Below are 15,667 nucleotides of genomic sequence, written 5' to 3'. Positions count from 1 at the left end.
AAGGAGAAAGCCATTAAAAACTTTCTCCTTTAGTATACCTATGTTCTATTGCTATTGAATCTATCAACTAGATCTTGAAGAGTTCGTGAAGTTGATTCTAGCTTCTCAGAGATTTCAAACATCTGCTCTAGGTATTGATTTTGCTGCACTATAGAGTGAGCAGTTTCCTGTGTCTTATTAGAATTGTTATCTGCATGTTCTGCAACTTGTTCTATGGAACTTGTAACTTGCTCTGCAGCAGCAGATACATCTTGTGATACCCTAGCAACCTTAGAAACATCATCTCTAACTACATCTATAGCTTGAAGAATGTTGTTAAAGGTTCTTCCGGTTTCATTAACTACATCTATACCAGTACGAACATCCTTGATACCTATGTTCATTGCTTTATTTGCATTATTAATATTTTCTTGTACGCTCTTAATCATATCAGAGATTTTTATTGCTGATTCTTGAGATTCTTCAGCAAGTTTTCTAACTTCATCAGCAACTACAGCAAAGCCTTTTCCGCTTTCCCCAGCTCTAGCAGCTTCTATTGCTGCATTAAGTGCTAATAGGTTAGTTTGTTCTGCAATAGCACTTATTACCTGAACTACCTGATCAATGTCCTTGGACTGTTTACTAAACACTTCTATTATCTCAGCTACATTGCCAACTGAATTATCTATTGAGTTCATTTGATTAACTACTTGTTTTATTGCTTTTTCGCCATTTTCAGCTTCTTTTACTGTTTCAACAGTCTTTAATGAAGCTCTGTCAGAAGCAGTGGCTATATCAAATATTCCTTGTGATACTTCAGCTAAAGCTTTTGAACTCTCAGAAGTATAGTTAAATTGATTTAAGCTAGCATCTTCTATATGTTTCATAGCAAAGTTTATGTCATTTGAAAGACTTAAGCTGTTTTTAACACTGCCAGAAAGGTTTTCTGAGTAGTTAGTCAAATTATTAATGGTACTAGATATGTTCTTAAGTATTTCTTCAATTTCATCCTTTTTATTGGATCTTTCCTCATTAAGTGAAGCTTCATTTTTCTGGTTAGTAGAAATCATAAGTATAGTAGCTGCACTAGTTAATATTAAAAATATTGCATGAAGCATTAACATTTGGAAGGGATAATTGTGCGTTCCGCATAAAAGCTCAGGGAACAAAAAATATCCTGCAATATGGTGAACTGCAAAAATTAATGTGCTTATCAATATGTTTTTTATACTATCAAAGTAAGCAATGATAGCAATTATCATAAATATTGAAAAATGATATTCAACCAAACCATTTCCAACCGCAATAATGGCAATACTTGAAAAAGTCAATGTTAATGTTAAAAGTAAGGGAATACTTTCGTGTTCCGGATTTTTGAATTTGTATAAGTAAAAAGCTGAAACTAGTAGTATAACAGGAATAAGTCCTACTAGGTAAGATGCTGAAATCATACTTGCAGAAATTTGTTCCATGTTATCCATCTTACCTTGCATATCTAAAAAGGTAAAAAATCTACCTAATATAGCAACTAGTAAAATTAATAACACTACACCAAAAGAAAGCTTTAGCATCAAGTTGTTTTTTAAAGATTTTGTCATTTGTTTAACCCCCAAGTAAATATAGTATATATAAATAATTATCGACCTTAATTAATATGGACTAAAGAAAAGAGCGGGCTAATTTTAATAGGTATTAAGGCAGATTTTAGTGCGAATATGTAATTGCATAAACTATTGGAATTATATAACGAATATAATAAAATGTAGATAAATATAATAAGGATAAATTTACCTGTAATAAAGTTCGTCATTAAATATATAAAAACTATGAATGATATCAATAAATTAATTGAGGTAGGGTATATGGTTAATATAGGAATTGATTTAGGTACAACCAATAGTTTAGTGTCTTATTGGACCGAGAAGGGTCCTGTAATTATTCCTAATTCTTTTGGAGAAAGCTTAACTCCATCAGTAGTAAGCGTAGATGATAATGGAGAAATCCTAATAGGGAAGATAGCTAAGGAAAGACAGATAACTCATCCAGAGGCTAGTGCATCTGTATTTAAGCGGAATATGGGGAGTAAAAAGATATATAAACTATATGATAAAGAGTTTTTGCCAGAAGAATTATCTGCTTTAATACTAAAATCTTTAAAAGAAGATGCTGAAAGATTCCTTGGGGTACCAGTGACTGAAGCTGTAGTAAGTGTTCCTGCTTATTTTAGTGATAGTCAGAGGAAGGCTACTCAAAGAGCAGGAGAATTGGCAGGACTTAGAGTAGAAAGACTAGTGACTGAACCAACTGCAGCAGCTCTAGCTTATGGACTTCACCACGCCAAGTCAGATACAAAGTTCTTGGTGTTTGATCTTGGGGGAGGAACCTTTGATGTATCTATACTAGAACTATTTGATAATATCATGGAAGTTAGAGCAGTTGCTGGGGATAATTATCTAGGTGGAGAAGATTTTACAGAAGCATTGGTAGCTATGTTTTTAAAACATAACAACAAGAAAAGAGATGAAATCAGTGAAAAGGATTATTCTTTCTTAAAGAAGGAAGCTGAAGTTGGTAAAAGAGCTTTTGGTGAGGCTAAGGTTATAACATTAAGCTCTAAGATCGATGAGGAGTTATTATCTTGCGATATACTCTTAGAAGATTATGAAAAGAATGTGAAGAATCTATTAACTAGATTAAGGAACCCCGTTGAAAGAGCACTCAGTGATGCATCTCTTAAAGTAAATGATATTGATTCAATACTTTTAGTAGGAGGAGCCACAAAGCTTCCTATCATAAGAACCTTTGTTAGTAAGTTATTTGGTAAGTTAGCTTATGTAAATATAAATCCTGATGAGGTAGTGGCTTTAGGTGCTGGAGTACAAGCTGCACTGAAGGGAAAAGATGCTGCATTTAAGGAAATTATACTTACAGATGTTTGTCCTTATACGTTAGGAACTACGGTATCTGTGAAAAAGTCTCATGGCCAATATGAAAGCGGACATTTCCTACCAATAATAGAGAGAAATACAACAATACCTGTAAGCAAAGTTGAGAGATTATGTACAGTTTATGATAATCAAAAGATTATAAATGTGGAGATATTACAGGGAGAGTCCCGTCTTTCAAAAGATAATATATATCTTGGTGAGCTAAATGCTGTAGTACCAGCTGCATTAGGTGGTGAAGAAGCCGTAGATGTAAGATATACTTACGACATAAATGGAATATTAGAAGTTGAGGTAATGGTAGTATCTACTGGAGTGAAGAAAACAGTAATAATTGAAAAAAATCCTGGATATATGACTAAACAAGAAGTAGCCAGTAGAATGGAGAGTTTAGCTAGTTTAAAGATACATCCAAGGGAAAACCATGAAAATAAACTCATAATAACTAGGGGAGAGAGGCTTTTTGAAGAAAATCTAGGATTAGTAAGACAAGAAATAGGAAGACTTATAAGTGAGTTTGAAGAGGTGCTTGAAAGGCAAGATTTAAGAGAAATAAAAGACTTTAGAAATAAAATAAAAGAAATATTTGATAGTATAGATACTAAGGGGGACTTTTAGATGGATTGTTTTGAGGCTCTAGGTATTTCTAAAACTGATGATTTAAACGCCATAAGGAAGGCTTATTCAAAGCTCTTAACAAAGTATTCACCTGAACAAGATCCAGAAGGTTTTCAAAATTTAAGAGTTGCCTATGAAGAGGCTTGTAGAATAGCTAAAGAAAAAGATACAAAAGTCGAAGAAGAGTTATCTCCAGCAGACGAATTTATGAAAGAATTTAAAGTATGTTATGAAAACTTTGAAAGAAGACTTAATGCTGAAGAGTGGACGAAACTTCTAGAGAAGGATGTTTGTTATAACATAGATACGGCGTCAGAGATTAGTGGGAAAATCTTAACTTTTATTATGGATAATTTTAATTTTCCAAATGATGTTTGGAAGATATTTGATAGTTATTTTTCCTGGAGCACTAAAAAAGATAGTTTATATAAAAACTTTCCTAAGAATTTCATTGACTTTGTGTTATATAGGATTGATAAAGGAAGCGCATTCCGTTATGAATATTTAAAAGATTGTGTTTTAGGAAAAGAGGATGAATTTATATCAGCCTATAATAAGATATCCAGTGCTTTAGATGACTATGATTTGTATACAGCTCATAAATATATAGATTTAGCAAAAGCGATTTGTGAAGTACATCCTGACTTACTTATACTAGAAGCAAGGTATCTTATTTGCAGGGGTAAGCTTGACGAAGCTAAAGCAATACTTACAGATATAATAGTTAAATATACTGAAGATATTGATGCCTATTTTTACAGAGGTGAATTGTATTCGAGATTAGGGGAGCTTGATAACGCTTATAATGATTATAATAAAGTTTTGGATATAAAGTTTGATGATGCTGGAGCTTTACTTGCTCAAGGTAAATGTTGCATCAGTTTAGGAAGGTATGATCAAGCAGTAAAGTGCATGGAAATATTAAATGATATGTATCACTATAGAAATGATTTCAATATAATACTTACTTCAGCCTATAATTTTTATATTGATGATATTTTATGTGATTTAGATAAGGATAGTGCTGACAAGAAATTGAAATATAAGCTTGCTGAAGCTTACTTTAAAACTTCAAAGGCAGAAGAAAGTTATAATATATTAAAAGAGCTTAGAGAAGAAACGGATTTTACAGACAATATGTATTGTCTTCTTTGTCATGTACTACTTAAATTAAAAAATGATAATTTAGCATATAAAACAGTTTGTGAAGCTTTAGAAGTATATGAAAATAATTATGAATTAAACTTTTTTAAAGCAGATATGTTGGATAGGTTAGGTAAATATGACGAGGCAATAGAACAATATGATAGAGTAATAAGCATAAATGACAAAAGTTCCTCAGCTCATAACAATAAGGCCTATATCTTTAATATAATGAAAAAATACAGTGAGGCACTGGTATGTGCGGATAAAGCAATTGAATTAGATTCTAGTATGGCTCACGCTTATAAGAACAAAGCAGAAGCATTTTTAGGTTTAGAACTTTATGAAGATTGTTTGGAAGCATGTAATATTGCACTTAATAAATATCAGTATTTACTTGATGCTTATATAATAAAGATTAAGGCACTTACTGCTGTAAGTCTATATGATGAAGCCCTTGATATTTATAATAAAGCCATTGATTTAGGGTTTAAGGATGGCAGATTATATTATTGCAAGACAAGGGTATTAATGAGGCTTCGTAGATACGAGGAAGCTATCGAGTATTGTGATTATTCGTTAGAATTTGATGAAAATAATGATGAATACTACTATCTAAAGGGATTGTGTTACTATTATGTTGAAAAATATAATGAAGCTGTGGATTGTTTTGATTCTGCAATTAAAATAAATATAAACAATGGAGGAGCATATTATTATAAGGTGCAATCTCTTTTAAGCACGTCTAAAGAAGAGGACGCTTTAAAATTATTAGATGATGTCATTGACTTAGAAGGAATTAAGTATAAAGATAGTTTCTATGATTTAAAAGGAACTATTATGGAAAGAAGAAACAATTTTGAAGAAGCACTTTCCTTATACAAACAAGCAATAGATTGTGATTCTAATTATGCACCCTATTATTACTCAGCTGGTCATATATTTAATGAATTAGAAAAGTATGAAGAGGCGCTTAAATACTTTTTTAAATCTATAGAACTAGATCCAAAGCAAAGAAATTGCTATGTAAATATAAGTTATTCATTATACTGTCTTAAAAGATATGAAGAATGCATAAAGTATTGTGATAAAGCTATAGAGCTAGATCCAAAGTATATATTAGCTCATCAAAACAAAGGTTGGTCCTTCTATCAATTAGAAAGAATTCCTGAGGCAGAAAAAGAATGTAATATAGCGTTGAAGATTGATGGAAATAATCTGGATGTATTACTCTTAAAACTTAGGTTGCTATATTATAAGGGGTTATATCAAGAAGCTTTAATTGTTTGTGATAGAATGCTAGAGATAGACTTTAACAACAGTACTGCAAATGAGATGAAGATTAAACTAATAGAAAAGCTTAATAGTAGAAAAACTGAGAAAAAAGGTTTGTTCAAAGCTTTGTTTAAGTAAAATTTGTAATAATGCAATTTGCTTATGATTATGTTTTAAAATAGGTTGTAGCAATAATAATGTAATGGCTACCTGAAGGATAGACAATCCATCAGGTAGCCATTTTTGTATTTTGCGCTGTTAAAGTATCGTGTTGAAATTAACCGATTAATTTCAGCAATATTCTTAAACACAGCCTATATTTTAAATAAAAAGCACTTTTATTGTGAGGAATGCTAAATTTATAGCATTTAGAGGTAAAGGGAAAAATTTTAAAAAACTACTTTACATTATGAAGTAGTTTACTTTATAATAAATACAAGTACTTTATATTATGAAGTACTTTAATATGTGAATAGGTTGAGAGATAGGAGGAGAACTGTGGATTTTGATAAAGAGATATTAAAAGGGTATATTGACATGATGATATTATCAGTGCTTAAGGAAAAAGATCTATATGGATACGAAATAGCCAAAAGGATAAAGGATAAATCAAGTATAGATTATGAGATAAAGGAAGCGACGCTTTATGTTTCACTAAAAAGATTAGAAAAAAAGAACTGTCTTGAAGGTTATTGGAATGACAGCGAAGGAACTGGTGGGGGAAGAAGAAGATATTATAGACTTACGGAAGAAGGAAATGATTTTCTTAAAGATAGAATAAAGGAATGGGATATACTAAAAAAGCTTGTGGATAATTTTATAAAAGGGGATGAGTAGTTTGAACATAGAGAGTTATGTAGAGAAGGTATACAAAAACTTTGATGGTAACAATGAAGAGGTTAAAGTTTTAAAAGAAGAGATGAAGGGTCATCTTTACGACAGTGTAAGAGATCTAATGTCACAGGGACATAGTGAAAAAGAAAGTATAAAGATAGCAATAAGGAATTTTGGAGATGAAGATGTATTTACAAATGAACTAGAAGAAATAGTAAGTAGACAAAAGAAATACACAAATATTCTTCTTAAGATTGCTATAGTGGTATTTGTAATTGGAGGGATTGTAAGAATAGCGGGCGTTATAGCACAAGAGAAATTTCAAAAAGAATACTATGAAAGTTTGCCGATGACTCAATCGAAGATGGAGCAGAAAATAGAGGATGTTATTAAAGATAAAGTTGAACTAAGTGAAAGTGATAAAACTATGATTACCAAGATGCTTAATGAATACAATGATATTAATGATAATGGCTTATACTTTGTAGAAATAAATAAAAATGGGCAAAGCTATTATAAATATGAAAGAACAGCATCTCAAGAACTTATAAAGAATTCAGGTGAAGGAGAAACAGGTCAAGATAAAAGTGGATGGTCTATTCATAGGAAACATACTGATACAGATTCATATAGATCCGATTCAATTGAGCGAGGGGTGTCTGAAGTTCAATATTATTCAAATACCGTACATTTTCTTCTTAAAAATGTAGGATTCCTGCTGATTACACTTTCTTGGATGCTTGTCTTAATTTATTATACGCAAAAGTTTATTTTAGAAAAAAGAAATATGAAAATATTGATAGCTATGCTTTCCGTTGAAACAATAATAAGCTTTGCAGCTTTTACTTCTGATAAAGAAATAATTGTTCCAGTTGTATTAATATTTATTGTTTTAAATAGATATCTATTTAGAATAAAGAGAGATAAAGATAATACAGCACTATCTCCACAAGGAGCTAACTAAATAATATGACAAAAGCACCTTCAGAAATGAAGGTGCTTTTATATGTGCTAAAGTTTCAATACTGTAACACTAGTGTAACAAAGATAAGTATAAGAAAATTCTACAGTATACTAGAATATTAAATATAAACTTAAACCTATCAAAATAAAGATGTACAAATTAAATCATACTAGGAGTGGAAAAATGAAAAAAGCAATCAATTTTGTATTGAAAAATGGATTTGTTATTTTTTTAGTAATTGTAATGTTAATAGGTGGGGGCATATATTCTGCACAAAGCATCAAGATGGAAGCAATGCCTAATATTAATATTCCAGTGGTTACTGCAGTTACAGTATATCCTGGTGCATCACCAGAAGATATTTCAGAAAAAATAACAAGTCCAATGCAGAAGGCTATATCTGGTTTACAGGGAATATCAGATGTAAAAACTATAAATAATGAAAATGTAGGAATTATCGTAGCAGAATTCAGCTATAGCAAAGATATGGACAAGGCTGAAAAGGAAGTAAATGACGCTGTAAATAAGGTAACTATGCCTGATAATGCACAAAAACCAACGGTTTCTAGGATAGGTTTTGGAAGTATGCCAATCATGACTTATACTGTTACTGGAGAAAAAGATAAACAAAAGCTTACAGAATATCTTAATGATAAGGTAAATCCTAAATTAAGCGGAATTAATGGAGTTTCAAGTATATCTGCTCAAGGAACTTCTAGTAATAATCTTTATATTAAGGTTAATAAGGATAAACTTAAGGATAAAGGGGTAAGCATTGATGATGTAAAAAATGCACTAACTGGAAATAACATATCTTTCCCAGTAGGTGAAGCTGATATTGATGGATTAACTATGCCTATAAGATCAGAAGCGAAGATAAATAACATCGATGAGTTGAAAGCTATTCCAATAGTAGTGCCTATAAATGCAAATGCTGTTATGGCGGATACTATGGGTTCTGCCTTAGGTCAAGTAAGCCAAGGCATGGAACAAATGGCACAAGGGTTTACTCAAGGAATGACACAATTAGGACAAGGTGTGGGCCAAATGGGAACCCTTGTTGGAGGAAATACTCAAGCTATAGCTATGCTTAATGGAATGCAAAAGATTCAGATGGGAATATTAGCTCAGCAAAGCATACTTCAAAATCCTAAGGCAACTCAAGCGGAAAAGGCACAAGCTCAAGCAGTCATTGGAAGTCTTCAGACTTCACTTAAGCAAACTCAAGATGCTTTGGATAAATCAATAAATGATACTATTGATAAGTCAAAGTCTATGGCTTCAAGTTCAGCTCAAAGTCAAAGTGGTAGTAAGAGCAATTCAAATAAGAGTACAAAAGCAACTACTACAAAAACACCTGAGATTAATGTTAAGGTTGTATTCTTAAGTGATGTAGCTGAAATTACTACAACTTCAGCTGAAAATCAGATGAGAACTCGTTCAAATCAAAAGGACGCAATAATATTAAACATCTACAAAACTGATGATGCAAATACGGTTCAAGTTGCTAATGATATTAAGTCATCAATTAAAGATTTAGAAAGTCAAAATTCAGGAGTTAAATTCAATTTAATAAGTGATAGTTCTACAAGCATTAAAAATTCCGTGAATGGAATGGTAAGAGAAGGACTATTAGGTGCACTATTTGCAATTATAGTTATAGCTTTTTTCTTAAGAGATTTAAGAGCTACACTTATAGCAGTAGTATCTATACCACTTTCGATATTAATAGCATTAATATTACTGCCAAGGTTCGGAATAAGCTTAAATATAATGTCTCTTGGTGGAATGGCAGTGGCAGTTGGCCGTATAGTGGATGACTCCATAGTTGTAATAGAGAATATCTATAGAAGATTCTCAAAGGAAGAGCATAGGGATTCAAATCTTATAACTGATGCAGTTTCTGAAGTATCATCTGCTATAACTTCATCAACTATTACAACAATAGCGGTATTTTTACCATTAACCTTTATATCAGGTATGGTTGGTAAGATCTTCTTCCCATTTGCTATAACTGTTGTAGTATGTATTTTAGCATCACTTTTGGTTTCTATAACGGTTGTTCCAGTTTTGACTAAAGTAATGCTGCTTAATAAGAAGATAAAGCATGTTGAACATGAAAGTAAGATCACTTTAGTTTATAAAAATATACTAGCTTTAGCACTTAACCATAGAGTGGTAACTCTTATAATTTCTCTAGTGGTTTTAGTTGGAACTTTAAGCTTTGCTTCAAAGCTTCCTGTACAGTTTTTACCATCAGAGAGTACAAATATTGTAAATGGAACGTTAACAATGAAGCCTGGAGCTTCAACTCAAAAAACTGATGAAGTTGCTATGAAGTTTGAAAAATATCTGTCTGAAAGAAAAGATATAGAAACTTTTGAAAGCTCCGTTGGAGATAGTAGTTCTTCAAGTAGAGCCATGTCAATGCAGGGAAGTAATTCTGCTAAGTTTACAATTGTTATTAAAGATGGAGAAAATTTTGAGAAGGTTACAAGTGAGCTACAGGAAGAGGCTAAAAAACTATCTAGCGAGGGTGGAAAACTTGTAGTAAGCTCTCAATCGTTAGCAGGTCAATCAGATAATGCGGAAGTTTTAGTTTATAGTGATAAGGTTGAAGATTTAGAAAAGGCATCAAAGCTCATCACTGGTAAACTAAGAGACTTTAAAGATCTTGGTAACGTAACTAGTTCTATAGAAGAAAAGAAACCTGAAATTAATGTTAAGGTTGACGAAAAGAAAGCAGCTGATAATGGATTAAGCTCAATTATGGTTGCTGGAACAGTTAGAAATACCTTAAGTTCAAACAAAGTTACAACTATCAAAAACAATGGAACCGACACTGATATCTATTTGGGATATGAAGAGGTTAAGCTTGATAGTGTAGATAAGGTTAAGAACATGGACATAACTGGTATGAAGGGAACTATAAAGCTTTCTGATGTTGCGGAAGTTACTCAAAGTTATGGACCATCTAGTGTCTCTACTCTTGATGGAAAACAATATATTTCAATAACAGGAGAGATAAAAACAAAAGATACAAGTAAGGTATCAAGGGAAGTAATGGCTGCAGTTGACAGCATAAAAGATCAATTGCCTGAAGGTGTAACTTATAATAGTGGTGGAAGCAGTAAGCAAATAAATGAAAGCTTTAGCCAAATGGGAATGGCAATGGCTATTGCAATAGGTCTTGTATACCTTGTTATGGTTCTTGCCTTTGGAGAAGGAAAAACTCCATTTGCAATTTTGTTCTCATTGCCATTTGCAGCAGTTGGAGCACTACTTGGACTTTTAATTACTGGTCAGTCGCTATCAGTATCAGGAATGATAGGAATGTTGATGCTTATAGGTATAGTTGTTACTAATGCCATTGTACTTTTAGATAGAGTGAAGCATAACAGAGAAAATGGGATGAAGGTAAAAGAAGCATTAATGGAAGCTGGATCTATTAGACTTAGACCAATTTTCATGACTGCAATTGCAACTATAATGGCACTTATTCCTTTAGCTTTAGGTTTCTCAGAAGGTGCACTTATATCTCAAGGACTGGGAATAGTTGTTATAAGTGGACTGTTAGTTTCAACACTCCTTACTTTAATTGTTGTTCCAGTAATGTATAGCATACTTCAAAGAGAAAAGTTATAATAATATAGATAAACTACTTCGTAATAAAACTTATTATTTTTAAATTTTCTCACCAAAACCCGTGAGAGTTTTAAAAATAGATTTTGGATCGAAGTGGTTCATCTTTAAAACCGTAGGCTTTGGCCTACGGTTTTAAAGATGTATTACTTCAATTTTCATAGTATTCATAAACAGAAGTTAAATTAATAATGAAGTGGTACATACATAAATCTTAAATAAGATATTGGAGTAAGCAATATGAAAAAGATACTAATTATAGAAGATGATATAAAACTTAATAATCTTATAAAAACTTTTATAGAAAAGTATGGCTATGAGTGCATTACAATAAGGGATTATGAAAATATAGAAAATGAATATAGGGAAGTAAAGCCAGATCTTGTACTGCTTGATATTAATCTGCCGTATTCGGATGGATTTCAGCTATGTAGAAGTTTTCGAAGAGAGTCAAATATACCTATTATTTTTATTTCAGCTAGAAGTAGTGAATTTGAACAGATTAGAGGTATTGAAATGGGAGCAGATGATTACATAGTTAAACCCTTCAGTTTTGAATTGTTACTTGTTAAGATTCAGGCAGCCTTTAGAAGAATGATGGATTATTCTCAGGATAAGAGAGTATTAATAGCCTCGGATGGATTGATATTAAATAAAAATAACTTTGAGATAAGTTTTAAAGACAAGACTGCAGAGTTATCAAAAAAGGAATTTCAACTTCTTAGTAAGCTCATAGAAAAAGAGAATTCAGTGGTTTCAAGAGAAGAACTTTTAGAAGAGCTTTGGGATGAAAGCTTCTTCGTAGATGACCATACTTTAACTGTAAATGTTACAAGAGTAAAGAATAAATTAGCTTTTCTTGGAATAAATGATGTGATTAAAAATAAAAGAGGCTTTGGTTATATATATAGCGGCAGTATAAAAGATGAAAAAGAAATTAATAATTGATTTTTTAAAAGATAATATAGGTTATACGGTAACCTTTTATATAAGTATAGGAGTAGTATTACTATATTATTTTATAACCGGAGATATAAGAGATATAACTTACCCAATTTTAATCACATCCATTATTTTTATAATCTTTTTATCAATACAATTTGTTAAGTTTTACAGTTTTAATATAAATATTAAAGACTCAATTAATTCAGAGAAAAATAAAATGTTTGAAGGAACTAATGAACAAAAGTATTTTTTAAGTATATTAAAAGATCTTCAAGAAGAATATTTAAAAGAGATTAGTAGAATGAGTTCAGATAGTAGTACTTATAAATATTTCATATCTCAATGGATACATAATATGAAAACACCAGTATCGATTATTAGTCTTGTCCTTCAAAAGGCGAAATATGAAAGAGAAAACTTAGAAGAAGAAAAAAATGATATGGATAAAGCTCTTGAGGAGATAGGCGAAGAGAATTCTAAGCTTCAAAATGGTCTAGAGCAACTATTAAACCTGCTTCGAATGGAGCAATTTGTTAAAGATTATGAGCCTGAGGAGGTAAATCTTTTAAACTCAATAAAGGAACTTATTAATTCAAAAAAATCCTTATTTATTTATAATAATGTATTTCCTCAAATTCAGTGTGAAGATGCTTCAATTACAGTACTTACTGATGAAAAGTGGAATAAGTTTTTAATTGAACAAATTATAAGCAATGCGGTTAAGTACTCAAGTGAAGAAGGAAAAAAGAAATTTATTAAATTTAAGATTGATAAATTTGATAATAAAGTGAAACTAGATGTGATTGATCAAGGAATAGGAATTTCCAAAATAGATTTAAATAGAGTTTTTGAACCTTTTTTTACAGGCGAAAATGGAAGGAAGTTTAAGGCGGCAACAGGTATTGGGCTTTATGTCTGCGACCAGCTTTCAAAAAACTTAAACCATAAATTGATGATTGAATCTGAAAAAGGGAAGGGTACTAAAGTATCAATAATCTATTATTTAAATGCCACAGGAGGAGTTGTAGATGGAGGTACTAAAAGCTAGTAATTTAATTAAAAATTATAGTGGCTTGTTTAATTATAATTCACAAAATATCATTAATGGATTAAATATAACCATTAATGAAGGTGAATTCACTGCTATCATGGGCTCTTCTGGGAGTGGTAAGACAACACTCTTAAATATGTTTAGTGGCGTGGATAAGCCTACAATTGGTGATGTCGAAATTATGGGATTAAACATATCAAAGCTAACTGACGATGAAAGAGCAGTTTTTAGAAGAGAAAATCTTGGAATGATTTTTCAAAACTTTAACCTCCTTGATGATTTAACCTTAAAGGAAAATGCAGCCTTGCCTTTAGTTATACAAGGGAAGAAAAGAGAAGAGATAGAAGGAAAGGTTGAGGAATTATTTAAACTTTTAAATATATATGATGTAAAAGATAAATATCCAACTAGTGTTTCAAAAGGACAAGGACAGAGAGCAGCTTGCTGTAGAGCTTTAATAACAAACCCTAAGATAATACTAGCAGATGAACCTACTGGAAATCTTGATTCTAAGGCAGCAAAAAAATTTATGAGCTATATGAAGCTTATAAATGAAGAAAAAAAGATAACTATACTACTTGCAACTCATGATTCCATTGCTGCTAGCTACTCCTCAAGAGTTATTTTTATTAAGGACGGAAACTTATTTGCTGAAATATATAATAAAGAGGACGATAAGAAGTTTCACAATAGAATCTTAGATTGCCTTGCAATAATGGGTGGTGAAGACTAGTGGATTATACTGGTATAGCAATGAAAAATTTAAGCAAGAATATAGGGAAATACACCACTTTTTTTATAGCTTGTATTTCTTCACTAGCCTTAAATTTTATCCATTCAACCTTAGTTTATAATGATATAGTTTTGATTTCTAAGAATAATGTATTAATAATGATATTAAAGTTATCTATGGTAATTATAATTGGTATGCTTAGTTATTTCTTAATATATGCATACATAAATTATATGAAACTTAGAGAAAAAGAGTTTAGACTTTTAATGCTTATTGGAATGACAAAAAAAGAACTTTTTAGAGTGCTTTTATTAGAAAATGCAATTTTGCTTTTGATCTGCTTAATTTTTGGAATATTTCTTGGTGCAGTGTTTTCAAAAATATTTTTTATGAGCCTTCTAAAATATCTTGGATTAAACAGTATTAATCTAAAGTTGATTAAAATTAATTATATTTCAATCATATCCTTTGGAGTTATTCTTTATGTGATTATTGGTAGGATGGCTAAAAAAGTATTAACTGATATTACTACCTTAGAAAAAAGTCAAAGTGAAAAATTAAAGCTTAAAGTTAAAAATATAGGGAAAATAGTTTCTCTTATTGCATTGATTATACTTAACCTTTGGTTATGGATTTATAGCTCTTCTAATAAGAATTATATACCAGCTAGTAAATGGGTAAATTGTGTAACCTTTTTATATATACTTGTTTTTTATGTAAGTAAGCTAATCCTTAATTTATTTAATAAAAAGAAGTATTTCTACAATGGTAAATTGTTATCCTTTCAGGCAACTATAAAAAATCTTTATAAAGGAGATACCTTTTTATTTAGAATAACCTTTTTCAGCTTTCTTTTTATAACGATTAATAGCATCTATAAAATTTATATCCATGATACTGCAAAGGTGAGTTTAAACGAAATAAAAATCATAAACTTAATAGATTCCTTTACTAATATAACTTTCTTTTTTATATTAGCAAGTATATTATATTTTAAGTCTCAAATTGAATTAGAGTATATGAAAAATTACTTTTCTAGATTATATTTAGTTGGACTTACAAAAAACGAACTAAGGGCTGCAGCTAAAAGATTACTTACAAGTATATTTTTTACCAGCTGTACTTTAAATTGTTTTATGACAATTTTTTATTTATTATGGGTTAGATTAGAGCTCAGGTATTTTAAATCCAATCTAGTACTTCTTTTGTTATCTTATATTTTTAATTTTATTGCTTACTCAAAAGCTAGAGATAAATATGATTTAATTATTGATGCTTTATAGAAAGTTAACCAATTATTAGCAAAGTTGAAATAATATGTTCATACTTGTGTTTTATAATAATAACTGTAGTAGTAATGATATTACAGATCCCTAACTTCTATCAGTTGAATTAAAAATTCAGCTGATTTTTTTGTCTTTATTTATAATATAAAATTAATAAAGATATTTGTCTGAATTTAAAGACTGCTATTAAGAAGACTTTTTGAAAATATTGTGATTTTTATGATTTCACTATTGATGATATTTCTTGATTGT

General features: G+C 30.6%; 10 protein-coding genes. 9 read left to right on the top strand and 1 reads right to left on the bottom strand.

Translation table 11 applies throughout. The features are described 5' to 3' along the window. Window positions 1-38: 38 nt before the first annotated feature. A complete protein-coding gene (locus JHL18_RS12845; protein ID WP_200269748.1) occupies window positions 39-1,577 on the bottom strand; it encodes a methyl-accepting chemotaxis protein in 1,539 nt (512 codons plus the stop codon). A 228-nt stretch (window positions 1,578-1,805) separates the two neighbouring features. On the opposite strand from JHL18_RS12845, the gene JHL18_RS12840 reads away from it, so the two are divergent. From JHL18_RS12840 to JHL18_RS12800, 9 genes are all read left to right on the top strand, one after another. Continuing rightward, the gene (locus JHL18_RS12840) at window positions 1,806-3,542 is read left to right on the top strand and encodes an Hsp70 family protein (RefSeq protein ID WP_476728537.1); all 1,737 of its coding nucleotides are present in this window, start codon (window positions 1,806-1,808) and stop codon (window positions 3,540-3,542) included. Beyond that, window positions 3,543-6,098, top strand: coding sequence for a J domain-containing protein (locus JHL18_RS12835; protein ID WP_200269746.1), 2,556 nt, complete (start codon window positions 3,543-3,545; stop codon window positions 6,096-6,098). It abuts the gene before it with no gap. Between the two features lie 360 nt (window positions 6,099-6,458). Further along, window positions 6,459-6,797, top strand: coding sequence for a helix-turn-helix transcriptional regulator (locus tag JHL18_RS12830; protein ID WP_200269744.1), 339 nt, complete (start codon window positions 6,459-6,461; stop codon window positions 6,795-6,797). 1 nt (window position 6,798) lies between these two features. Beyond that, a complete protein-coding gene (locus tag JHL18_RS12825) occupies window positions 6,799-7,758 on the top strand; it encodes a permease prefix domain 1-containing protein (protein ID WP_200269742.1) in 960 nt (319 codons plus the stop codon). Between the two features lie 183 nt (window positions 7,759-7,941). Beyond that, on the top strand, window positions 7,942-11,403 hold the full coding sequence (locus JHL18_RS12820; protein ID WP_200269740.1) for an efflux RND transporter permease subunit: 3,462 nt from the start codon (window positions 7,942-7,944) through the stop codon (window positions 11,401-11,403). A 237-nt stretch (window positions 11,404-11,640) separates the two neighbouring features. Beyond that, window positions 11,641-12,348: a response regulator transcription factor gene (locus JHL18_RS12815; RefSeq protein WP_200269738.1), complete on the top strand. Its 708-nt coding sequence runs from the start codon at window positions 11,641-11,643 to the stop codon at window positions 12,346-12,348. Beyond that, window positions 12,326-13,393, top strand: coding sequence for a sensor histidine kinase (locus JHL18_RS12810; protein WP_200269736.1), 1,068 nt, complete (start codon window positions 12,326-12,328; stop codon window positions 13,391-13,393). Before JHL18_RS12815 ends, JHL18_RS12810 begins: the two co-directional genes overlap by 23 nt. Beyond that, the gene (locus JHL18_RS12805; protein ID WP_200269735.1) at window positions 13,374-14,129 is read left to right on the top strand and encodes an ABC transporter ATP-binding protein; all 756 of its coding nucleotides are present in this window, start codon (window positions 13,374-13,376) and stop codon (window positions 14,127-14,129) included. The genes JHL18_RS12810 and JHL18_RS12805 overlap by 20 nt, the downstream gene beginning before the upstream one ends. Continuing rightward, the gene (locus JHL18_RS12800) at window positions 14,129-15,412 is read left to right on the top strand and encodes an FtsX-like permease family protein (protein ID WP_200269733.1); all 1,284 of its coding nucleotides are present in this window, start codon (window positions 14,129-14,131) and stop codon (window positions 15,410-15,412) included. The genes JHL18_RS12805 and JHL18_RS12800 overlap by 1 nt, the downstream gene beginning before the upstream one ends. The last annotated feature ends 255 nt before the right edge of the window (window positions 15,413-15,667 follow it).

Origin of the sequence: Clostridium yunnanense (assembly GCF_016595795.1) — a bacterium.
Taxonomy (GTDB): Bacteria; Bacillota; Clostridia; order Clostridiales; family Clostridiaceae; genus Clostridium_AR; species Clostridium_AR yunnanense.
This window is presented reverse-complemented; position numbering and strand designations above follow the sequence as displayed.

What these genes read in the sequence shown, in the direction of transcription:
- JHL18_RS12805 (WP_200269735.1), top strand. Translation starts at nt 13,374, where the DNA reads ATGGAGGTACTAAAAGCTAGTAATTTAATTAAAAATTATAGTGGCTTG.
- JHL18_RS12820 (WP_200269740.1), top strand. Translation starts at nt 7,942, where the DNA reads ATGAAAAAAGCAATCAATTTTGTATTGAAAAATGGATTTGTTATTTTT.
- JHL18_RS12810 (WP_200269736.1), top strand. Translation starts at nt 12,326, where the DNA reads ATGAAAAAGAAATTAATAATTGATTTTTTAAAAGATAATATAGGTTAT.
- JHL18_RS12840 (WP_476728537.1), top strand. Translation starts at nt 1,806, where the DNA reads ATGAATGATATCAATAAATTAATTGAGGTAGGGTATATGGTTAATATA.
- JHL18_RS12835 (WP_200269746.1), top strand. Translation starts at nt 3,543, where the DNA reads ATGGATTGTTTTGAGGCTCTAGGTATTTCTAAAACTGATGATTTAAAC.
- JHL18_RS12815 (WP_200269738.1), top strand. Translation starts at nt 11,641, where the DNA reads ATGAAAAAGATACTAATTATAGAAGATGATATAAAACTTAATAATCTT.
- JHL18_RS12845 (WP_200269748.1), bottom strand. Translation starts at nt 1,577, where the DNA reads ATGACAAAATCTTTAAAAAACAACTTGATGCTAAAGCTTTCTTTTGGT.